This window comes from Shuttleworthella sp., from assembly GCF_057251025.1.
Genome location: NZ_DBHIDN010000021.1, coordinates 1 through 21,912 on the forward strand (window position 1 = coordinate 1; position 21,912 = coordinate 21,912).

Sequence of the window (21,912 nt, forward strand, 5' to 3'; positions counted from 1 at the left end):
GATGCGAAAAGTGGTTTGGAGATAGCTTGCAAAAGATGAGAGACCGTGCTAATATAAAAAAGCTGTTTATCGGGATGTAAATAGTATCGTGTATGTCTGAGAGGACATGAAACAGAGAATCACAGGATTATATCTATTATAGAGAGGTATCAGTATGAGACAGGGTATTCATCCGGATTTCTATCAGGCAACCGTAACTTGCAACTGCGGCAATAGCTTCGTTACCGGCTCGACCAAGAAGAGCATCCACGTCGAGATCTGCTCGAAGTGCCATCCCTTCTACACCGGTCAGCAGAAGGCGGCTCAGGCTCGCGGACGTATCGACCGCTTCAACAAGAAGTACGGCATTACCCAGTAAGGGGAGATCAGATCGCAAGAGAGGCTGTGAAAAAATAGAAAGACGACCACCAGTCGCGGTTGATCTCTTCTATTATTTCACAGTCTTTTTCTATGTGCAGGAGACTTAGTATGGCATATTCCGGGATTGGCGGACAGGCCGTCATAGAAGGCATTATGATGCGCAATCAGGATCGCTACGCTGTGGCGGTGCGAAAAAAGGACGGTCAGATTGCCCTTACAGTCGAAAAGACAGGAGACAGCCGCCGCTTCGCCTGCATTCCCATTGTAAGAGGGGTAGAGAACTTCCTGTCGTCTCTGATTCTGGGCATGAAGAGTCTGATGAAGTCAGCGGAATACTTCGAGGACGAAGACCGGGAAGAGGAATCCGGCGGAGACGGAGATCGCAAGAAACAGGCACAGGGCCTCTCGATCTTCGGGACGGTCGGGGTCTCGCTTCTGATCGGTCTGGCCCTGTTTGTGGCTCTTCCCTATGGGATTTCCCGCCTCTTCTCGGGATTTATATCCTCACACAGTCTGCTCGCCCTCCTGGAGGGGTTGATCCGGGTGGGAATCTTCCTGGCCTATATGGTCCTGATCGGCCGGACTGAGGATATCCGCAGAACCTATATGTACCACGGGGCGGAACACAAGTGCATCAACTGCATTGAGCAGGGGATGGAACTGAATCTGCCCAATGTCAGAAGGGCCTCGCGCCGTCACAAGCGCTGTGGGACGAGTTTCATCTTCATTGTCCTGATCATCTCCATCTTCGTCTTCATGTTGATCCGGGTTGATCAGGTCTTTCTGCAGCTCGTCCTCCGGCTTCTCCTGGTCCCTCTGATTGCGGGGATCTCCTATGAATTTATCCGTCTGGCCGGTCGCAGCAATTCCCGCCTGATTGAAGTTTTGTCCGAGCCAGGTCTATGGGTGCAGGGGCTCACGACGAAAGAACCGGATGATGAGATGATTGAAGTGGGAATCGCCTCCGTGGAGGCGGTTTTCGACTGGAGAGTCTGGCAGGAACAAGCGCTTGGGATCCGCCGGCTGTGATCGAGGAGGATCGGATGACCTATCGGGAGGCCTTGGATTGGGGCAGAGAACAACTGCAGAGAGCCGGAATTTCAGATGTGGATCCGGACACCGGTTATTTAATGGAATATGTCAGCGGTATGAAGCATATGGACCTCATGTTTGCGGGAAATGGGCAAATGGAGGGTGGACTTCTGGACCGCTACAAGGCCTGCATCAAGAAGCGGGCCCGGCATATCCCCCTTCAGCAAATTACCGGGAGCCAGAACTTCATGGGGCTTTCCTTCAGGGTCAATGAGCATGTTCTCTGTCCCCGGCAGGATACGGAAACCCTGGCGGAGGAGGGACTGAAGATTCTCGGACGCCTGGGGAGGGAGAAGTTAAAGAGGCCGGCAGAATCGAATTCCGGGAACATTTTAGCCGGAATGGGGGAAGGGTCTTGGGATGGTAAGATGCACATTCTGGACCTCTGCACCGGGAGCGGATGCATCCTGATCTCTCTTCTGTACCTGGCCCAAAGGGAACTGGGGTTTCGGCTTGAAGCTAAGCCGGGTGCATCGGCTGAGGCCAGGATGGATGAACCGCCTCTTTCCGATGAGAGACGCGGACAGAAGAGGGAAGAAGGGGGGGACTGGTCTCTCGACGGGCTTGGGACGGACCTCTCTGAGGAGGCACTTGCGCTTGCGCGGGAGAACGCCCGTCGAAACGGGGTGCCTGCCGCTTTTCTTGTCTCAGACCTCTTTGACCGGCTGGAGGGGACCTATGATCTGATTACGGCCAACCCGCCCTACATTCCATCCGGGCAAGTGGATGAGTTGATGCCGGAGGTGAGAGATCACGAGCCCCACATGGCCTTAGACGGGGGGGAAGACGGCCTTGCCTTCTATCGGCGCATTCTGGCGGGGATCTCAGCCCACTTGAATGCAGGCGGATATCTTCTCGTGGAAATCGGCTGCGACCAGGGGGAGGCAGTGAAGGCCATCCTGGCCGATGGCCCCTTCGATGAAATCAATGTTGTCAGAGACCTGGCCGGCAGAGACCGGGTGGTCTCAGGGAGAAGGATACATGTTTGATAAGTTGGAAGATCTGGAGATCCGCTATGAGGAGATCATGCGCCAGCTTGCAGAACCGGAGCTGGCCTCGGACGGCGCGAGATTCACAAAGCTTATGAAGGAGCAAAGTGAACTTGCCCCGATTGTGGAGACCTTCCGCGAGTACAAGAAAAAGCAGCAGCTGGCAGACGATGCTCTGGAGATCCTGGACCTGGAGACGGATGAGGAGATGCGGCAGCTGGCCAAGGAAGACCTGACAGAGGCCAAAGCTTCTCTGGAAGATCTCAAGAAGCGGCTCAAGCTCCTTCTCCTCCCTAAGGACAGCAATGACGACAAGAATGTCATCATCGAGATTCGCGGCGGAGCCGGAGGAGACGAGGCGGCCCTCTTTGCAGCAGAGGTCTATCGGATGTACCGCCACTATGCCGAGTCAAGGGGCTGGGATACTGAAGTCATGGAACTCGAGGAGACCGGAATCGGAGGCATGAAGAAGATTAACTTCATGGTGAAGGGAAAAGGGGCCTATTCGACACTGAAGTACGAATCCGGTGTCCACCGGGTCCAGCGGGTCCCCGCGACAGAGTCGGGAGGCCGCATCCACACCTCTACGGTTACTGTGGCTGTTATGCCCGAGGCGCAGGAGGTCGATGTCGTCGTTGATCCGGCAGATATCCGCATTGATGTCATGCGGGCTTCCGGCAACGGCGGCCAGTGTGTCAACACGACGGATTCGGCAGTCCGTCTGACCCACTATCCGACGGGGATTGTCATCTACAGTCAGACAGAGAAGTCTCAATTGCAGAACAAGAATAAGGCTTTCGCCCTCCTCAGGACCAAACTCTATACCATGGAGATGCTCCGGCAGCAGGAGGAGGCTTCTGCCCAGCGGCTCTCGCAGATCGGAACGGGGGACCGGTCGGAGAAGATCCGCACCTATAACTTCCCCCAGGGCCGGGTGACGGACCACAGGATCAACCTGACCCTCTACAAGCTCGACAAGATTCTGGACGGGGACTTGCAGGAATTACTGGACGCTCTGATGGCCGCGGACCAGGCCGCCAAGCTTGCGCAGCAGGAGACGGATTGATATAATATTTTTGATTATTTTGATCGGTTATGCCCGCTTTCGGGCTTATGAATGCAGGAGGCTTTACATGGCTGAGAATCATTTCGCAATCAACGAGGGTGTCAATGTGGCCAATGATGTTTTTTCTATCATTGCCGGTCTGGCCGCCTGTGAGGTGGATGGAGTGGCATCTTTAGGAGGCAATCTGGACGCCAGGTCCATTTTCAAGATCACCTCTTCCAAGCTGGCCAAGTCGGTACGCTTTGTCAGGGCGGATGACAACACCCTGCGCGTGGCCATCATCATTAACCTGGAGTTCGGCCATGAGATTCCCAGGGTGTGCGCACAGGTACAGGACCGGATCAAGTCGACGGTTGAGAATATGACCGGCGTCAAAGTCTCCGAGGTCAACGTCCGCGTTGAGGGCGTGCGCGTATCGTAAGAAAGATGGGGACAGACAATTCATCTGTTGTATAATCGAGGTGTCTGTACCGCAGACACCTTTTTCTGTGCCACAGGGGATTCCCCATTTCCCGGTCTCATTTCCCGGGAAGAGGATGATCCGGCACCCGCGATAGAAGATGGAGATAAATATGACAAGGCGTCAGATCCGTGAAACCGCGTTTCGCATTCTCTTTGCCCTGAATTTCTGCCCGGCAGATCAGATGCAAGAACAGTTAGACCTCTATTACACCGACCACGCTCAGATTGAGATTGACGATCTGATGGAAGAAGAAGACCAAAAGGCGGTCATTCGCATAGATCAGGCATCCTGGGCTGACGTCACGGATAAGTGCCTGGGGGCAGCCGGCCACTTGGCCGAAATCGACCGGATGATCGACCAATCCTCCCGGGGATGGAAGAGGAGCCGGATGACCAAGGTGGATCTGACCCTCCTGCGACTGGCGATCTATGAGATCGCATTCGAGAAGCTGGATGCGGGAATTGCGATCAATGAGGCAGTAGAGATGGCCAAGCACTATGGAACAGAAAAATCCCCCTCCTTCGTCAACGGGATTCTGGCGAAAATCTCATGAACAGCAAGCCATATTCGGTCGGACAGGTCAATCACTATCTCGCCATGCTCTTCAGGGAAGACTTTCTCCTGCGCCGGATTCAGGTCAAGGGAGAGGTGTCCAACCTGATCTATCACAAGTCGGGTCACATCTATTTCAGCCTCAAGGATGCCTCCGGCACTCTGGGCGCTGCCATGTGGCGGAGCCAGAAGGAGTCGGGCCTCACATTTCCCATGAAGGAGGGGGATCAGGTCATCGTCAGCGGGGCGATTCAGGTCTATGAGAAGGGGGGATCCTACAAGCTGATTGCCGCGAGAATCGAGCGGGAGGGCCTGGGGGACCTCTTTGTCCGATTCGAACTCTTAAAGAAGCGCTTGTCGGAGATGGGGATGTTTGACGCATCCTATAAGAAGGCCATCCCCCCCTACGCGACCAGGATCGGGGTGGTGACCGCTCCTACCGGGGCGGCTATTCGCGATATTATTCAGGTCTCCAAGAGAAGAAATCCGGGGGTTGAAATTCTCCTCTACCCGGCCCTGGTCCAGGGGGAGAATGCAGTAGCATCCATCGCAAGAGGCATTGAGATGCTGGATGCCAGGGGGCTTGATCTGATCATCGTCGGCCGCGGCGGCGGTTCAATGGAGGACCTCTGGGCTTTCAATGAGGAGGTCGTGGCCAGGGCGATTTTCGACTGTCAGACACCGATCATCTCCGCCGTCGGCCATGAGACGGACACGACCATTGCTGACTTCGTGGCGGATCTGCGGGCGCCCACTCCCTCTGCTGCGGCGGAACTTGCCAATTTTGACTACCGCAGTTTGAAGAAGGATATGGAGGCCGCGCGGGACCGGCTGATGCGGGCTGTCATTTATCGGCTCAATGAGTCGAGAAATCGCCTGTCGGATGCCGAGCACCGGTTGGAGATGGCCTCTCCCTTGCAGAAGATTCGCAGGATAAGAGAACAGATTCTGTCTCAAAAGCGAGAATTGGATCGGGAGATGGAGCGAAGGCTGGAGCAGACGAGGCATCTTCTGGAGGTCGCCGCGGGAAAACTCGATGCCCTCTCCCCGGTCAGAAAGCTTGCCCTGGGCTTCTCCTACGTTCAGGATGAGTCCGGGAGGCGGATTGAGAACGCGGAGGAGACCAGGCCGGGGGATGTCATCCATATCTATCTGCATCAGGGACAGCTGGACGCAAGTGTTTTGAAGATCTATTCAGAGGAAGATTCGGGCCGCTGATATGGCCGGGGAGGAAGTATGGCGGAAGAGAAGAAGAGCTTGGAGGACATGTCCATTGAGGAGTCCTTCGCCTACCTGGACCGTATCCTGACAAGGCTTGAGGACAAGGAGAGCAGCCTTGAGGATTCCTTTGCGGCATATCGGGAGGGGACGGCAGTGATCCAGGCCATTAATGATAAGATCGACGCCGTTGACAAGCAGGTGCAGATCCTGGACGCCCAAGGGCAGGCCGGAGACTTTGACCTGTCCGATTCATAGAGAGGGCTGTGGAAATATGGATGTTCGCAGGGAATTGGAGTATCGGGGACAGGAGGCGGAGTGCATCATAAGTCGGCTCTTGCCAAGAGAAGAGGGATACCAGAAGAGGGTGATGGAGGCCATGGCCTATGCGGTCCTCACTCCGGGAAAGCGCCTGCGCCCCGTCCTCATGAGAGAGTGTGCCGACTGCTTCTTCGAGGAGAGCCCGGCTCTGCCCTTCTTCATGGCGGCAATTGAGATGATCCACGCCTACTCCCTGGTTCATGACGACCTGCCGGCCATGGACAATGACTTTCTGCGCCGGGGCAAGCCCTCTACCCATGCGCAATTCGGCGAGGCCATGGGAATTCTGGCCGGTGATGCCCTGCTCAATTACGCCTTTGAGACAGCCCTTCGTTCTCTTGAAGCGGATGGAAAGAATCCGGCGGTTCACAGGTCCCTGGCCCTCCTTGCCAGGAAGGCCGGCATCTACGGGATGATCGGCGGTCAGGTGGTTGATGTGGAATCGGAGCATATCCAGGGAATGGACAAGCACCGGCTGGACTTCATCAATGAACTCAAGACCGGAGCCCTGATTGAAGCTGCCATGTGCATCGGAGCACTCCTTGGAGGGGCGGACGAGGACCGGCTTCTCTCTGTCGAACAGGCGGCCGCCAAGATCGGCCTGGCCTTTCAGATAGAGGATGACCTTCTGGACGTCACGGGTGATGAGAAGACGATGGGAAAACCGGTCGGAAGTGATGAGAGAAATCATAAGATCACCTATGTGACCTTCGTCGGCCCGGAGCGCGCCCGGGAAGACGTCAGGAATCTGACCGAACAGGCCCTTGACCGCCTGTCCTCTCTCCCGAGAAAGAATGAATTTCTCTTGGAACTCGTCTCATACCTGGCCGGGCGAGAACAATAGGAAGTGATGGCGGCAGGAACAAAGACAGGGGAATAACATGGTTCTTGATCGAATACAAGGTCCCAATGATGTGCAAAAACTGGATGCCTTTGAGCGGGAAGAGCTCGCGCGGGAGATCCGGGCATTCCTGATCGAGAAGCTGTCTGTAACAGGCGGGCATCTGGCCCCGAATCTGGGGGTGGTGGAGCTGACCATTGCCCTTCACTCCATTTGTAACCTGCCCCGGGATCAGATCGTCTGGGATGTCGGACACCAGTCTTACACCCACAAGATCCTGACCGGACGCAGAGATTTATTTGATGGCCTCCGGACCCTGGGAGGCCTCTCCGGCTTTCCCAAGCGGGAGGAGAGTGCATGTGACGTCTTCGGCACGGGCCACTCCTCGACCTCCATTTCCGCAGGTCTGGGCCTGGCCGTGGCGAGAGAACTGAAGGGAGAGGACTACAAGGTCTTCTCCGTGATCGGCGACGGGGCCATGACCGGAGGAATGGTATTCGAGGCCTTAAATAATGCGGCGGAGTTCAAGAAGAATTTTGTCATCATCTTAAATGATAACAATATGTCCATCTCCAGCAATGTGGGCGGCCTGTCCATGAACCTGGCCCGTCTGCGCACATCCAAGAACTATAAGAATTTCAAGTCAGGCATGCAGAATTCCCTGGAGAAAATCCCGGTCTACGGGAATCGGATTGTCGACCAGATGCGAAAGACCAAGGAGGGAATCAAGCAGCTGGTTATTCCGGGGATGATGTTCGAGCAGATGGGGATCATGTATCTGGGGCCGATTGACGGCACGGATATTGAGGGGATGCGGCAGATCTTCCGGGAGGCGACCCGGATTGAGGGGCCGGTGATTGTCCATGTGCTCACCATCAAGGGGAGAGGGTTCGCTCCGGCGGAGCGCCATCCGGCCAAATTCCACGGAACAGCGCCTTATGATGTGGCGACGGGCCTTCCCCTGAAGAACGCGGCGGCCACCTATACGGATGTATTCTCCACGGTTATGCGCAAGATGGGAGAGCGCAATGACCGCCTTGTGGCCCTGACGGCGGCGATGGAAACGGGAACCGGACTGGTTCGCTTCCACAATCGCTATCCGGAACGCTTCTTCGATGTGGGAATTGCAGAACAGCATGCGGTGACCTTCGCGGCAGGGCTTTCCAGCCAGGGCCTGATTCCGGTCTTCGCCGTTTATTCCTCCTTCCTTCAGAGGGCATTCGATCAGATTCTGCACGATGTGGCGATCCAGGGCCTGCATGTGGTTTTCGCCATTGACCGGGCCGGCCTGGTGGGGGCAGACGGAGAGACCCACCAGGGGATTTTCGACCTCTCTTACCTGTCCCTGATTCCGGGTATGACGATCCTGGCGCCCAAGAATAAGTGGGAGCTGTCGGATATGCTCAAATGGGCCATTGGCGCCCGGGGACCGGTGGCCATCCGCTATCCCAGGGGAGCGGCTTTCGATGGATTAGAGGAGTTCCGGGAGCCGATTGAGAGGGGCAGGGCGGAGGAAATCCATTCCCTGACTGAGAATGGGGGAAAGAAAATTCTCCTGGCCCCTGTCGGCGCTATGGTAAAGCGGGCGCTGATTCTGCGGGATCTTCTTCTTGCAGCCGGCTACGATGTGGCCCTTGTCAACATGCGTTTCGTCAAGCCCTTGGACAAGGAGCTCCTGGCCGATTATGCCGGCAAGGTCGATCTGATTGTTCCGATGGAGGAGAATGTTTTGGCGGGCGGCTTCGGAGAGCAAGTTACAAGCTTCCTCGAGGGGATCAACTATAGGGGCAGCTTATATTGCGTCGGCTTTGGGGATCATTTTATCCCCCATGGAACTGTGGATGAACTGATTGAGGCAGAGGGCCTGGCTCCGGAACAGGTCTGCCTTGCGATCGATCGGCTGCTGGCCGGTGAGGAGTGATTCTTGAAAGTAAGACTGGATGTGCTCTTGGTAAATCGGGGACTGGCCCCCTCCAGAGAGAAGGCCAGGACCATGATCATGGAGGGGAATGTCTTCGTGGATCAGGAGAGGGAGGACAAGGCCGGAACCCAGGTGCGGGAGGATGCGGATATCGCAATCCATGGCAGGACCCTGGCCTATGTCAGCCGGGGCGGTCTCAAGCTGGAGCGGGCCATGGCGTCTTTCCCCATCCGGCTTGCGGGGAAGGTCTGCATGGATATCGGGGCTTCCACCGGGGGCTTTACCGACTGCATGCTGCAAAACGGGGCCGGCAAAGTATTCGCCGTCGATGTGGGCTATGGTCAATTGGCCTGGAAGCTTCGGCAGGATCCGCGGGTGGTCTGCATGGAGAAAACCAATATTCGCTATGTGACCCCGGATCAGATCGGACAGGCCATAGACTTCGCCTCCTGCGATGTCTCCTTTATCTCGCTTGGCAAGGTCCTTCCCGCAGCCAGGGACCTCCTGGCCAAAGGGGGAGAGATGGTCTGCCTGATCAAGCCCCAGTTTGAGGCCGGCAGAGACAAGGTCGGAAAGAAGGGGGTCGTTCGGGACCCGGCGGTGCATCTTGAGGTGATTCAATCCGTGATTCGCTGCGCCAAAGAGAACGGATTTGCCGTCCTTGGTCTGGACCACTCCCCCATCAAGGGGCCGGAGGGAAATATCGAGTACCTGATCTATCTGCGGAGGGGGGAGGAACCGGGCTTGGATTCGGGCAGGGACATAGACCCAGAGGTTCTTGTGAGCTGTGCGCACGAGCGCTTGGATCACTAGGGAGAGAGGATGGACAGACCGCGGGGATCGGCCGGTCTGCGGGGAGACTTGTTGTCTTATGAAGAACTTCTTACTTGTCACGAGAAATATTGAGGCCGGCAGGGATTGGATCGAAAAGCTCGCTTCGGTCATTGAATCCAAGGGAGGGAGTCTGACCTGCCTTGAGAATCCACAGGATTATACAAACCCGGGGCGGATCAAGGTGCCTGAGAAGACCGAGGGGATTCTGACCCTGGGCGGGGACGGGACCATGATCCGCACGGCCCAGAACACCCTGGGCAGCGGGGTCCCCTTGATCGGGATCAACGGGGGTCATCTGGGCTATCTCTGCGATCTGGATCCGGATACAATCTATGATGCCATCGACCTGCTCATGGAGGACAAATACGAGATTGAGAGCCGGATGCTCCTGGCAGGTCTGGTATATGATGAGCAGGGGAACCCCGACAGGGAGTCGGTGGCCCTGAATGATGTGGTGATTGTCTCAAGGCATCCCATGGAGATCTTGTGCCTGACTGTCTACGTCAACGGACAGGCCCTCTATACCTACCACTGTGACGGCATGATTTTTGCCACTCCGACCGGATCTACGGCCTACAATCTGTCGGCCAAGGGGCCGATTGTCGATCCCAAGACCAGGCTGATTCTCCTGACCCCGATCAATCCCCACACCTTAAATTCCAGGTCCATAGTCCTGGATTCCAATGACGTGATCCGGGTGCAGGTGAAGGCAAGGCGGCCGGAGGATAAGCCGGTGGCGGAGATCTCCTTTGACGGCAACCACAGGAGACAGTTAGTCCCCGGGCAGGAACTGGTAGTCTACCGGTCCCGGGAGGAGATCAAAATGATGCGGCTCTCGGAGATGAACTTCTTAGAGCGCATCCGCAATAAGATGCAGTCCACTTGAGATAGGAGTGACCGGTGAAACAGGACAGACAGGCGAAAATTTTGGATTTGATCGTGACCAGAGAGATCGGGACGCAGGAGGAACTGACCCGGGAGCTGAAAGAGGCCGGCTATGAGGTGACCCAGGCCACGGTCAGCCGTGATATCAGAGAAATGCAGCTGACCAAGGTGGCCAGGGCAGACGGCCGCCTGGTCTATGTATCCTATCAGACTAGCCCCCAGGACCTGAGCGAGAAATATGTCAGGATCTTCAGGGACGGGTTCATGAACATGGACAATGCCATGAACATCCTTGTGATCAGGACCGTCTCCGGTATGGCCATGGCTGTGGCAGCAGCCCTGGACCATATGCAGCTGGGGGAGATCGTGGGAAGCATTGCCGGAGACGATACGGTCATGTGCGCGGTCCGCAGTATGGACGACACGGCGGCCCTTATGACCAGGCTTCGCCGGATTCTGGATGAGACCGGCGCATCTGTGGAGAGAGAGTAGAAAGGATTCGCATGCTTCTAGACCTGCATGTAAAAAACCTGGCCCTGATCGAAGAGGAGGAAGTTCACTTCGGAGAGGGACTCAATGTCCTGTCGGGGGAGACCGGGGCCGGAAAATCAATCATCCTGGGAGCTCTGGGGATCGCGCTTGGTAAGAAGGCCTCTAAGGATATGGTCCGCAATCCCCGGGAGGACGGCCTGGTGGAGGCGGTCTTTGCGGTGAGAAGCCGGGAGCAGAGACAGGCCCTGGAAGCGCTTGATATCCCTATCTATGATGGCCAACTGATCTTCTCGCGTCGGATCTCCCAGAACAGGACGGTTTCCAAGATCAACGGGGAGACCCTGCCGGCCCAGACTCTCAGGAAGGCCGGGGAGATCTTCATCGATATCTATGGACAGAATGAGCAGCAGACCCTCTTGAAGAAGAGCCGGCATCTGGCCCTCCTGGATGAATTCGCAGCAGGAGATTTAGACCGGGTCAAGCGGGATCTGGCCCGGGCTTATCAGAATTACAGTGCTCTTAGGAAAGAAGAGGAGTCCTGCTCCCTGGATGCGTCCGCCCGCCTGCGGGAAGTCTCTTTCCTGGAGCATGAGGTGGAGGAAATTGAGTCCGCAGGCCTGACCTGCGGGGAGGACCTGGCTCTTGAGGCGGACGAGCGAAGGATGAAGAATGCCGCCAAGATCACGGGAGCACTGGACCGGGTCCTCCAATCCCTGACGGAGGAGTCCGCCTGCGGGGAGCTGGTCTCCCGGGCGATTCATGCCCTGCGGCAGGTCGAGGGCTACGATGACAGAATGGACGACTTCCTGTCGACACTGCTGGATATCGACGGACTGATCTCGGACGTCTCGGGGGAGATCCGGACTTATCTGGAGGAGAGCTCTTTCGATGAAGCGCGTTTTGCAGAGACGGAGGAGAGACTGGACCGGATCAACGACTTAAAGGCCAAGTACGGAAGGAGCATTGAGGATGTCCTGGAGGCGCTCAAGGCCAAGCAGGAGGAACTGTCAAAACTCAGGAACTATGACAAGTATCAGGAGGAATTAAGAGAGAGACTAAAAGAGGCGAAAGCGACCTATCTGGATCTGGCGCATGACCTGTCCTCCCTCCGCAAGAAGGCGGCAAAAAAGCTCTGCGCCAGAGTCTCAGAGGCCCTTCTGTCCCTCAATTTCCTGGCGGTCAGATTCGAGATGCGTTTCTCGGAGAGCCCCGTCTACACGGCAGGGGGGATTGACGAGGCGGAGTTCTACATCTCAACCAATCCGGGAGAAGAAGTCCGCCCTCTCTGTGAGGTCGCGTCCGGAGGAGAACTGAGCCGGATCATGCTGGTCTTAAAGACAGAGCTTGCGGCAAAAGAGGACACGATCGACAGTCTGATCTTCGACGAGGTAGACGCAGGCATATCAGGAAAGACCGCCCAGGCTGTGGCCCGGAAACTGAGCCGGCTGGGCCGGGAAGTTCAGGTGATCTGCATCACCCACCTGGCCCTGATCGCCGCTGAGGCAGATCGGCATTTCCTGATCGAGAAGTCTCTGCGGGAGGGCAGGACCATCTCCGGGATTCGTCCCCTGACCGAGGAGGAGTCTGTGGAGGAACTGGCCCGAATGATCTCCGGGGATGCGGTCAGCGACTTTGTTCTTGAGAATGCCCGCCAGATGCGGGAGGAAGCCGCAAGGCAGAAGAGGGACCTCTAGTATGGCAAAATCAGTCTTTATCGCAGAGAAGCCCTCCGTTGCAAGGGAGTTCGCCAAGGCGCTTGGAGAGAAGACCAGCCAGAGAGACGGCTATCTGGAGAGTGAGCACTTGATTGTCACCTGGTGCCTGGGCCACCTCATAACGATGTCTTACCCGGAGGCCTATGACAAGAGCTTAAAGCAGTGGCGAATGGAAACCCTTCCCTTCCTCCCCGGCAAATTCAAATACGAGGTCCTGCCGAACGCGGCCAAGCAGTATCGGATTGTAGCGGGCCTTCTCAACAGGGAGGATGTGGAGACCATCTACGTATGTACCGACTCGGGGAGAGAGGGAGAGTACATCTACAGGCTGGTGGCGTCTGAGGCAGGCGTCAGGGGAAAGGCCCAGAAGCGGGTCTGGATCGACTCTCAGACCAAGGAGGAGATCCTGCGGGGAATTCGAGAGGCCAGGGACGAGTCAGACTACGACAACCTGGCGGCATCCGCTTATTTACGGGCCAAAGAAGACTATCTGATGGGGATCAATTTCTCCCGGATTCTCTCTCTTAAGTATGGCAGTGCTGTCGCCAATGTATTGAGAGAGCGCTACATCCCGATTGCAGTCGGCCGCGTCATGAGCTGCGTCCTGGGAATGGTCGTCCGCAGGGAGAGGGAGATCAGAGACTTTGTAAAGACTCCCTTCTATCGGGTCCTCGGGGATGTCTGTCTTTTGTCCGGAGAGGAGGAGCCCGGACCAAAGGCAGATTCGGAAGAGGGATCCGGCAGACCGGACCCGGAAGAGAGACCTCTTATCAAGGGGCTTGAGTGGCGGGCAGTGGCAGGAAGCCGCTATGAGAATTCTCCCCTCCTCTACAAGGAGAACGGCTTCAAGGAGAGACCCCATGCCCTGCGGCTGATTGAGGAGATCAATCAGCTTCCGGCAGAGAGTCTTGCGCTTGCGGGCGAAGAGGCCTATTCCTGTTCTCTTGCCGGGAAGATCCACAAGATCAGCAAGAAGAAGGAGAAGAAGAATCCCCCCCTGCTCTATAATCTGGCCGAGATTCAGAACGACTGCTCCAGGTTCTTTAAGATATCGCCCGATGAGACCCTGTCCGTCATTCAGGACCTCTATGAGAAGAAGCTGGTCACCTATCCGAGAACGGATGCCAGAGTCCTGTCCACGGCCGTGGCCAAGGAAATCGACAAAAATATCCGGGGTCTTACAGGGATCCCCGGGGTCAGGAGATTTGCCGAGGAGGTCCTGGACCGGGGACTCTACAAGGGGATCGGAAGGACCCGCTATACCGATGACAAGAAGATCACAGATCACTACGCCCTCATTCCGACCGGGCAGGGGCTTGGCGCTCTTAGCCGTATGCCAAGAAGGGCGACCCTGGTCTATGAACTTATTGTGCGCCGCTTCCTTGCCATCTTCTTCGAGCCGGCGATCTATGAGAAGCTCAATCTGACCGTCTCGGTATCCGGAGAGTACTTCTTTGCCTCCGACAAGTATCTTACGGAGGAGGGCTATCTCAAGCTGATGAATTATTCCTTCCGAAAGAGAGAGAAGGGAGCAAGGACGGAGGAGGATGCCGGAGGGGAAGAGAAGACCGATGACGCCGGCAGGGAAGAGGAAGGGGCGGAGAATCAGCAACTTCTTGCCCGGGTCCTACCCCGTCTGAAGAAGAAAGACCCGGTATCCTTCCGGGCTTTTCGCGTGAAGGAGGGAGAGACCTCTCCGCCCAAGCGATATAACTCCGGTTCCCTGATCCTGGCCATGGAGAACGCCGGCCAGCTGATCGAGGACGAGGAGCTGAGAGCTCAGATTAAGGGCCAGGGGATCGGGACCTCTGCGACTCGGGCGGAGATTCTGAACAAGCTGATCCGGATCAGCTATCTGATGCTCAACAAGAAGACTCAGATCATCACGCCCAGTCTTCGGGGAGAACTGGTCTATGATGTGATCAATGCCTCCATGCCCCAGATGTTGAACGCCGAGCTCACCGCGAGCTGGGAGAAGGGACTCGCCTATGTGGCAGAGGGAACGATCTCGGAAGAGGAGTATATGAGGAAACTGGAGGCCTTCATCCGGCTCCGGGTTGACCGGGTCAAGGCCATGCGAAACCGGTACTCCCTAGACAGCCAATTCGCGGCAGTCGCGGAGCACTACCCGCCTTTGTCGGCGAAGAGAGAAAAGGCAAAAGGCAAAGCCCGGTGACAGGGCCGATGCGGAAAAGAGGGAATCTCCGATCGGGAGATGGAAAGGCAGGAGCGATATGCAAGTATGTAAAATCAGCCAGATGTATGACCTGAGAGAGACCATTGCCGGCCGGCTTTTTGCCGGAAGAGACTATCCCTGGGAGGTCTTGGATGACATCGGAGACTTTATCCTGGAGCTGGGACCGACCCTGGATCCGGCCCGCTATGAGAAGCGGGGGGACAATATCTGGATTGCCAGGTCCGCATCGATTGACCCGAGTGCCAATATCACAGGACCCTGCATCATCGATGAAGACACGGAGGTCCGGCCCTCTGCCTTTATTCGGGGCAAGGCAATCGTGGGCAAAAACTGCGTGGTGGGCAATTCCACGGAACTTAAGAATGTGGTCCTCTTTAATGTGGTCCAGGTGCCCCACTATAATTATGTGGGCGATTCCATCCTGGGATTTCACTCCCACATGGGGGCGGGATCCATAACCTCCAATGTCAAATCGGACAAGAGTCCGGTGGTCATAAAGGCAGGGGAAGAGAGAATCGAGACCGGCCGCAAGAAGCTCGGAGCCATGCTCGGGGATTATGTCGAGGTTGGATGCAATTCCGTTCTGAATCCCGGAACCGTGATCTGCCCCCACAGCAACATCTATCCCCTCTCCAGCGTCAGGGGTCTTGTCATGCCCCGGTCGATCTTTAAATCCGGCAGGGACACAGAGATTGTCTCAAAGAAGTGATCTCTCTTCTTAGAGTGGGGGACAATCCGCAGGACAGGGACAAATATTTGTCCGGCAAAAACAAAATGGGACTTGCCATTGGAGATCGGCACTAGGATAATGAGAGACACTGCAGACAATCGTGCCGCAGGAAAAAAGAACGGAGAAGGCCGACGCGGCGGATCCCGTGAGTTAGGAGATGAGAGTGAAGTCATATCTTGAGATGTCGAAGGAAGAGTTAGACCAGCTTCGCCGGGAGTTAAAGGCCGCCTATAAGAAGTACCAGGGGATGGACCTGGCCCTGAATATGAGCAGAGGCAAGCCCTGTCAGGAGCAGCTGGACCTGTCCATGGAACTGATGGACATTTTGAATTCCGACTCGGACCTGACCTGTGAGGACGGGACGGACTGCCGCAATTACGGGGTCCTGGACGGCCTGCCCGAGGCCAAGGAGCTGATCGGCGCCATGATGGAGAACAAGCCGGACAATATCATTATCTACGGAAACAGCTCGCTCAATGTCATGTATGATTGCATCAGCCGCTCTTATACCCATGGAGTGATGGGTGGGATTCCCTGGTGCAAGCTGGACCGGGTCAAGTGGCTCTGCCCGGTTCCGGGATACGATCGTCATTTCGGCATTACCGAGTACTTCGGCTTTGAGATGATCAATATCCCCATGACCGAGCAGGGGCCGGATATGGACCTGGTCGAGAAGCTGGTGGCGGAAGACGAGTCCATCAAGGGAATCTGGTGTGTCCCCAAGTATTCCAACCCGCAAGGGTATTCCTATTCGGATGAGACGGTCCGCCGCTTCGCGAGATTAAAGCCGGCAGCCAGAGATTTTCGCATTTACTGGGACAACGCCTATGGCGTCCATCATCTCTATGACGACAGGCAGGACCAGTTGATTGAGATCCTTCACGAGTGCAAGAAAGCAGGAAATCCCGATCTGGTTTACAAGTTCGCGTCCACCTCCAAGATCACTTTCCCGGGTTCCGGGGTGGCCGCCCTTGCCACCTCGCTCAATAATCTGGAAGATATCAAGAATCAGATGAAGAACCAGACTATCGGTCACGATAAGGTCAACCAGCTGCGCCATGTCCGCTATTTCAAGGACCTGGACGGGATCAAGGCCCATATGCGCAAGCACGCCGATGTCATCCGGCCCAAGTTCGAGATCATTGAGAAGACCTTCGACGAGCAGCTGACCGGTCTGGGGATCGGATCATGGACGGTTCCCAATGGGGGCTATTTCATCAGCTTTGACAGCATGGAGGGCTGCGCCAGGAAGATCATCAGCCGCTGCAAGAAGGCCGGAGTCACCCTGACCGGTGCCGGCGCGACCTATCCCTATCACAGGGATCCTCTGGACAGCAATATTCGAATCGCTCCCACCTATCCTCCCCTTGAGGATCTGGCCAGGGCGGCGGACCTCTTCGCCCTCTGCGTCAAGCTGGTCTCCGTCGAGAAACTCCTCGAGGCCTGAGCGATCCGATTTGAGCGACCCCATTATCTCTGAAGAGGGCGAGAGACCTGTCCCCTATTCCGGGGCTCTGCCCGGTTATAGAACCTATAATAGATTGGCATATCGGGACCGGTTCGATTGCGTTGACAGGCCGGGGCAAAGTGCTATGATTTCCATAACGTCTTGAAGCGAAAGGCTGCCATTATGAGGAAACAGGTTTTATCGATTTTGGTTGAGAACACTTCGGGTGTCCTGAGCCACATCTCCGGTCTTTTCTCCAGAAGAGGATTTAATATTGACAGCTTCTCGGCCGGTGTCACTGCGGATGAGCGTTTTACGCGCCTTACCATTGTCGCGCACGGCGACCGCCTGGTCCTGGACCAGATCAGGAAGCAGCTGGCCAAGCTTGAGGATGTCATCAGTATCAAGAAACTGGAGGCCGGAGGGTCGGTGCAAAGAGAGTTGATGCTGGTCAAGATCAGTGCGAAGGACTCCGACCGCCAGAATGTGCTCAGCATTACGGAGATCTTCAAGGGAAGAGTGGTGGATGTCACACACGATTCCATGGTCATCGAGGTCACAGGCGGGCAGGATAAGCTGGCGGCTTTCCTGGACATGCTGGACGGATATGAGATCCTGGAACTGGCCAGAACCGGTCTGACGGGCTTGTCCCGGGGATCGGATGACGTTACGATCATCGAGTAATCGAGATCTGGCACCAATAGGAACTGCAAGCAGCAAGTAGGAGGAATGGCATATGGCAGAAGCAAGAATGTACTACAACGAGGATTGTAATATCGATTTCTTAAAGGGCAAGCACATCGCAGTCATCGGCTACGGATCACAGGGACATGCGCATGCGCTGAACCTGAGGGATTCCGGATGTGATGTTGTCGTAGGACTCTATGAGGGATCCAAGAGCAAGGCCAAGGCTGAGGCACAGGGACTCAAGGTCCTTCCCACGGCCGAGGCTGCCAAGTGGGCAGACATCATCATGATTCTGATCAACGATGAGCTTCAGGCCGATATGTACAAGAAGGACATCGAGCCCAATCTTGAGGCCGGCAACATGCTCATGTTTGCGCATGGCTTCAATATCAATTATAAGTGCATTGTTCCTCCTGCCGATGTGGATGTGACGATGATTGCTCCCAAGGCTCCCGGCCACACGGTTCGGTCCGAGTATCTTGAGGGCAAGGGGACTCCCTGCCTGGTTGCCGTGGAGCAGGATGCGACCGGTCATGCGCTGGAAATCGCACTTGCATACGGAGCCGGTATCGGCGGCGCCCGCGCAGGACTTCTTGAGACCACCTACAGAACAGAGACGGAGACTGACCTCTTCGGTGAGCAGGCCGTTCTCTGCGGCGGCGTATGTGCCCTGATGCAGAATGGGTTCGAGGTTCTCTGTGAGGCCGGCTACGATCCCCGCAATGCCTACTTCGAGTGCATCCATGAGATGAAGCTGATTGTGGACCTGATCTACCAGTCAGGCTTCGCCGGCATGAGATATTCCATCTCCAATACGGCTGAATTCGGTGACTATAAGGCGGGTCCCCGGATCATCACTCCCGAGGTCAAGGAGAATATGAAGGCGATTCTGGCCGACATCCAGTCCGGTAAATTTGCTTCCGAGTTCATGCAGGACATGTCCGCAGGCCGTCAGATTAACTTCCAGGCAATGCGGCGCAAGGCTTCCGAGCATCCCAGTGAAGCGGTCGGCAGAGAGATCCGCAAGCTCTACAGCTGGAATGATGAGAGCGACAAGCTCATCAATAACTAAATCCAGCCGGTTCTAAGGGAAGCGGTATCAGACAGGGGCGGTGAAGAAATGAGAGATCATTTCTTCACCGCCCCTGTTTTCATGGGATGCGGTCGGAAGGACCTTAAGGACAAGGGATCAGTGGGCCTGATGAATCAGGTCCAGGAAGCTGACCAGAGAGGGATTTTGAAGATGGCTCTCCTTGTAGGCGAAGCCGATCTCTCTGGGAGGGATGGCTTCTTGCCCGGGGAGGGGAATTTCTATGAGCTTCCCGGAAGACAGGTCCTCTGCGACGAAGTCTCTGATGACGGCCGCAACACCGATTCCGAGTCTTGCGAAGGAGATGAGCAGGTCCATATCTGAGATGTCCCAGGTCTCCTTGATCCGGATCATATTTCGACTCAGGAAGTCATCAATATAGAGCCGGGTCATATTGTCCTTATTCAACATCATAAGAGGACTCTTGCCGAGGATCCGGTCCGGACGCACCTGGCCCTGATATAAGCGCTTTATGTAGTCGGGCGAGGCCACAAAACAGTCCTGAATCGAGGCCTCGGACTGGAAGCAGATATCCTCCTTTCGGTCCGGCTTTCCAACCAGTCCAACATCCACCTTGTGGTCCTCAATGAGCTCCAGCGTCTCCTTGGAGGAACTGGTCGTGATGGAGAGATTGATGTTTGGCTCCATGCGGGTGAACTTCCTCAAATAGGGAAGGAGAACATACTTACAGAGGGTGGAAGAGACACCGATCCGAAGAGAGCCCATGCCCATTGCCACCCGCTGACGGAGCTGGTCGATTCCGGAATCCAGGGCGCGAAAGGCCTCCCGGACTGTCTCATAGAGGAGGTCTCCCTCAGGCGTCAAAATAACTCCCTTGGAGGACCGGATAAAAAGCTTGACCTCCAGCTGTTCCTCCAGCTTCTGGATGGACTTGGATATGGCCGGCTGACTGATGTAGAGCCGGGAAGCCGCCTTGGAGATATTCCCGCAGTTGGCGACCTCATAGAAAATCCGATAACCGGACAGTGATTCTGTCATAGAAATGATCCTCATTGATTGCCTGAAAACGTATAAGCGTATCAGGAGTCCTGTTCATTACCCCTCAGGAAACTATTGTCACACAGCTTTTCCATAACCGCAAGTTATAAAACTTAGTCAAAGCTTCTATTGTCCTTCTCTTTTTTCAGGTGTTACCATGAAGAAGATAAGAGGCCCGGGATGCGGTTTATTGCATGAGGGACAGGATGCAGGGATAAGGAGACAGGCATATGGGAATGACAATGACACAGAAGATTCTGGCTGCGCACGCCGGCCTAGATCATGTGGAAGCCGGACAGCTGATCATGGCCAATCTGGATCTTGTGCTGGGCAATGATATCACCTCCCCGGTCGCCATTGATGTCATGGGGAAGATGGATTCCGACGGTGTCTTTGACAGGGATAAGATTGCCCTTGTTATGGATCATTTCGTCCCCAGTAAGGACATTAAGTCGGCGGAACACTGCAAGTGTGTCCGCGAGTTTGCCGACAGACAGCAAATCAGTAATTTCTTTGATGCGGGGAAGATGGGAATTGAGCATGCCCTCCTCCCTGAGAAGGGACTGGTCGTGGCCGGAGATGCGGTGATCGGAGCTGACTCTCACACCTGCACATACGGAGCCCTCGGCGCCTTCTCCACCGGGGTCGGATCCACCGACATGGCCGCCGGTATGGCTACCGGCCGGGCCTGGTTCAAGGTCCCCGAGGCCATCCGCTTCAGACTCACGGGTAGGCCCGGACCCTATATCTCAGGCAAGGATGTGATCCTGCACATCATCGGCCTGATCGGTGTAGACGGGGCCAGGTATCAGTCGATGGAATTTGTGGGGGATGGGATCCGCCATCTGTCGATGGATGACCGATTCACCATTGCCAATATGGCTATTGAGGGAGGGGCCAAGAACGGGATCTTCCCTGTGGATGAGCGGACGCTCGCCTATATCGGCGACCACTCCGATCACAAGCCGATCATCTACCGGGCGGATGAGGATGCTTCTTATGTGGCCGACTATACCATCGACCTGTCCCGGCTGAAGCCCACGGTGTCCTTCCCGCATCTACCGGAGAACACGCGGACGATTGACCGGGTGGGAGATATCCCGATCGACCAGGTGGTGATCGGATCCTGTACCAATGGCCGCCTCAGTGACCTGAGAATCGCGGCTGAGATCATGAGGGGAAGGAAGCTGGCGGACAAGGTCCGGGTCATTGTCATTCCGGCCACCCAGCAGATCTATCTGGATGCCATGGAGGCCGGCTATCTTAAGACCTTCATCGAGGCAGGCGCCGTCGTCTCTACCCCGACCTGCGGGCCCTGTCTGGGCGGCTATATGGGAATCCTGGCAGCCGGGGAGAGATGCGTCTCCACCACCAACCGCAACTTCGTCGGCCGGATGGGAGATGTCACGTCCGAGGTCTATCTGGCCAGTCCGGCTGTTGCAGCGGCCAGCGCGATTACAGGTAAGATTTCAGGCCCTGAGGACCTGGATTGAGAGCAGCTTGAGATAGGAGGGCATGATGCAAGCAGCGCACGGCAGGGTATTTAAATACGGAGACAATGTGGATACGGATGTGATCATTCCGGCCAGATATCTGAACTCCTCAGACCCGGCGGATCTGGCCGGTCATTGTATGGAGGACATCGACCGGGACTTCGTCAAGAGGGTCAGGCCCGGAGACATCATTGTCGCGGACAAGAATTTCGGCTGCGGTTCTTCCAGGGAACACGCACCCATCGCCATTAAGGCGGCGGGGGTCTCCTGCGTCATTGCAGAGACCTTCGCCCGGATCTTCTATCGAAACGCCATCAATATCGGCCTTCCCATCGTCGAATGTCCGGATGCGGCCAAAGATATCAGAGACGGAGACGATGTTGAGGTTGATTTCGACAGCGGCATCATCCGAGACCACACCAGGGGCAAGACCTATCAGGGGCAGGCTTTTCCCGCTTTCATGCAGAAGATCATCGATGCAGAGGGTCTGGTCAACTACATTAACGCCGGACATTAAGAG

22 protein-coding genes are annotated in these 21,912 nt (G+C 55.9%); 21 read left to right on the forward strand and 1 reads right to left on the reverse strand.

Features of this window, described 5'->3' with window-relative positions:
• Nucleotides 1-154: 154 nt before the first annotated feature.
• The 19 genes from rpmE to ilvC all read left to right on the forward strand — a co-directional run bounded on the left by rpmE (nt 155) and on the right by ilvC (nt 18,882).
• On the forward strand, nt 155-358 hold the full coding sequence (gene rpmE, locus ACO5R6_RS05985) for a 50S ribosomal protein L31 (protein WP_485626280.1): 204 nt from the start codon (nt 155-157) through the stop codon (nt 356-358).
• A 110-nt stretch (nt 359-468) separates the two neighbouring features.
• On the forward strand, nt 469-1,389 hold the full coding sequence (locus ACO5R6_RS05990; RefSeq protein ID WP_485626281.1) for a DUF1385 domain-containing protein: 921 nt from the start codon (nt 469-471) through the stop codon (nt 1,387-1,389).
• A 14-nt stretch (nt 1,390-1,403) separates the two neighbouring features.
• On the forward strand, nt 1,404-2,441 hold the full coding sequence (prmC, locus tag ACO5R6_RS05995; RefSeq protein WP_485626282.1) for a peptide chain release factor N(5)-glutamine methyltransferase: 1,038 nt from the start codon (nt 1,404-1,406) through the stop codon (nt 2,439-2,441).
• On the forward strand, nt 2,434-3,507 hold the full coding sequence (gene prfA / locus ACO5R6_RS06000; protein ID WP_485626283.1) for a peptide chain release factor 1: 1,074 nt from the start codon (nt 2,434-2,436) through the stop codon (nt 3,505-3,507). The genes prmC and prfA overlap by 8 nt, the downstream gene beginning before the upstream one ends.
• Nucleotides 3,508-3,574: 67 nt before the next feature.
• Nucleotides 3,575-3,928: an Asp23/Gls24 family envelope stress response protein gene (locus ACO5R6_RS06005; RefSeq protein ID WP_485626284.1), complete on the forward strand. Its 354-nt coding sequence runs from the start codon at nt 3,575-3,577 to the stop codon at nt 3,926-3,928.
• A 151-nt stretch (nt 3,929-4,079) separates the two neighbouring features.
• Entirely contained in the window at nt 4,080-4,523 is a 444-nt protein-coding gene (nusB, locus tag ACO5R6_RS06010) for a transcription antitermination factor NusB (protein WP_485626285.1), read from the forward strand.
• On the forward strand, nt 4,520-5,740 hold the full coding sequence (gene xseA / locus ACO5R6_RS06015; RefSeq protein WP_485626286.1) for an exodeoxyribonuclease VII large subunit: 1,221 nt from the start codon (nt 4,520-4,522) through the stop codon (nt 5,738-5,740). The genes nusB and xseA overlap by 4 nt, the downstream gene beginning before the upstream one ends.
• 18 nt (nt 5,741-5,758) lie before the next feature.
• Nucleotides 5,759-5,998, forward strand: coding sequence for an exodeoxyribonuclease VII small subunit (xseB, locus tag ACO5R6_RS06020; protein ID WP_485626287.1), 240 nt, complete (start codon nt 5,759-5,761; stop codon nt 5,996-5,998).
• A gap of 16 nt (nt 5,999-6,014) precedes the next feature.
• Nucleotides 6,015-6,905 (forward strand): polyprenyl synthetase family protein, encoded by an 891-nt coding sequence (locus ACO5R6_RS06025; RefSeq protein ID WP_485626288.1) that lies wholly within the window; start codon nt 6,015-6,017, stop codon nt 6,903-6,905.
• Nucleotides 6,906-6,942: 37 nt separating this feature from the next.
• Nucleotides 6,943-8,823 carry a 1-deoxy-D-xylulose-5-phosphate synthase gene (gene dxs, locus ACO5R6_RS06030; RefSeq protein WP_485626289.1) on the forward strand — a complete coding sequence of 627 codons (1,881 nt, stop codon included), beginning with the start codon at nt 6,943-6,945 and terminating at the stop codon, nt 8,821-8,823.
• 3 nt (nt 8,824-8,826) lie between these two features.
• Nucleotides 8,827-9,636 carry a TlyA family RNA methyltransferase gene (locus tag ACO5R6_RS06035; RefSeq protein ID WP_485626290.1) on the forward strand — a complete coding sequence of 270 codons (810 nt, stop codon included), beginning with the start codon at nt 8,827-8,829 and terminating at the stop codon, nt 9,634-9,636.
• Between the two features lie 58 nt (nt 9,637-9,694).
• The gene (locus ACO5R6_RS06040) at nt 9,695-10,543 is read left to right on the forward strand and encodes an NAD(+)/NADH kinase (RefSeq protein WP_485626291.1); all 849 of its coding nucleotides are present in this window, start codon (nt 9,695-9,697) and stop codon (nt 10,541-10,543) included.
• A 14-nt stretch (nt 10,544-10,557) separates the two neighbouring features.
• A complete protein-coding gene (gene argR, locus ACO5R6_RS06045) occupies nt 10,558-11,034 on the forward strand; it encodes an arginine repressor (protein WP_485626292.1) in 477 nt (158 codons plus the stop codon).
• An 11-nt stretch (nt 11,035-11,045) separates the two neighbouring features.
• A complete protein-coding gene (recN, locus tag ACO5R6_RS06050; RefSeq protein WP_485626293.1) occupies nt 11,046-12,728 on the forward strand; it encodes a DNA repair protein RecN in 1,683 nt (560 codons plus the stop codon).
• Nucleotide 12,729: 1 nt separating this feature from the next.
• Nucleotides 12,730-14,925 carry a DNA topoisomerase gene (locus ACO5R6_RS06055; protein ID WP_485626294.1) on the forward strand — a complete coding sequence of 732 codons (2,196 nt, stop codon included), beginning with the start codon at nt 12,730-12,732 and terminating at the stop codon, nt 14,923-14,925.
• 58 nt (nt 14,926-14,983) lie between these two features.
• On the forward strand, nt 14,984-15,655 hold the full coding sequence (locus tag ACO5R6_RS06060; RefSeq protein ID WP_485626295.1) for an LbetaH domain-containing protein: 672 nt from the start codon (nt 14,984-14,986) through the stop codon (nt 15,653-15,655).
• Nucleotides 15,656-15,839: 184 nt separating this feature from the next.
• Nucleotides 15,840-17,123, forward strand: a complete 1,284-nt coding sequence (locus ACO5R6_RS06065) for an aspartate aminotransferase type Ic (RefSeq protein WP_485626296.1) — start codon at nt 15,840-15,842, stop codon at nt 17,121-17,123.
• Nucleotides 17,124-17,306: 183 nt separating this feature from the next.
• The gene (gene ilvN, locus ACO5R6_RS06070; protein WP_485626297.1) at nt 17,307-17,807 is read left to right on the forward strand and encodes an acetolactate synthase small subunit; all 501 of its coding nucleotides are present in this window, start codon (nt 17,307-17,309) and stop codon (nt 17,805-17,807) included.
• Between the two features lie 52 nt (nt 17,808-17,859).
• Complete coding sequence (gene ilvC, locus ACO5R6_RS06075) at nt 17,860-18,882, forward strand: ketol-acid reductoisomerase (RefSeq protein ID WP_485626298.1); 1,023 nt, start codon at nt 17,860-17,862, stop codon at nt 18,880-18,882.
• Between the two features lie 117 nt (nt 18,883-18,999).
• On the opposite strand, the gene ACO5R6_RS06080 is transcribed toward ilvC, so the two are convergent.
• Nucleotides 19,000-19,899, reverse strand: a complete 900-nt coding sequence (locus tag ACO5R6_RS06080) for a LysR family transcriptional regulator (RefSeq protein ID WP_485626299.1) — start codon at nt 19,897-19,899, stop codon at nt 19,000-19,002.
• A gap of 230 nt (nt 19,900-20,129) precedes the next feature.
• Here ACO5R6_RS06080 and leuC point away from each other — a divergent pair, with 230 nt between their 5' ends.
• On the forward strand, nt 20,130-21,392 hold the full coding sequence (gene leuC / locus ACO5R6_RS06085) for a 3-isopropylmalate dehydratase large subunit (RefSeq protein WP_485626300.1): 1,263 nt from the start codon (nt 20,130-20,132) through the stop codon (nt 21,390-21,392).
• A 25-nt stretch (nt 21,393-21,417) separates the two neighbouring features.
• Nucleotides 21,418-21,909 (forward strand): 3-isopropylmalate dehydratase small subunit, encoded by a 492-nt coding sequence (leuD, locus tag ACO5R6_RS06090; RefSeq protein ID WP_485626301.1) that lies wholly within the window; start codon nt 21,418-21,420, stop codon nt 21,907-21,909.
• Nucleotides 21,910-21,912: the final 3 nt, after the last annotated feature.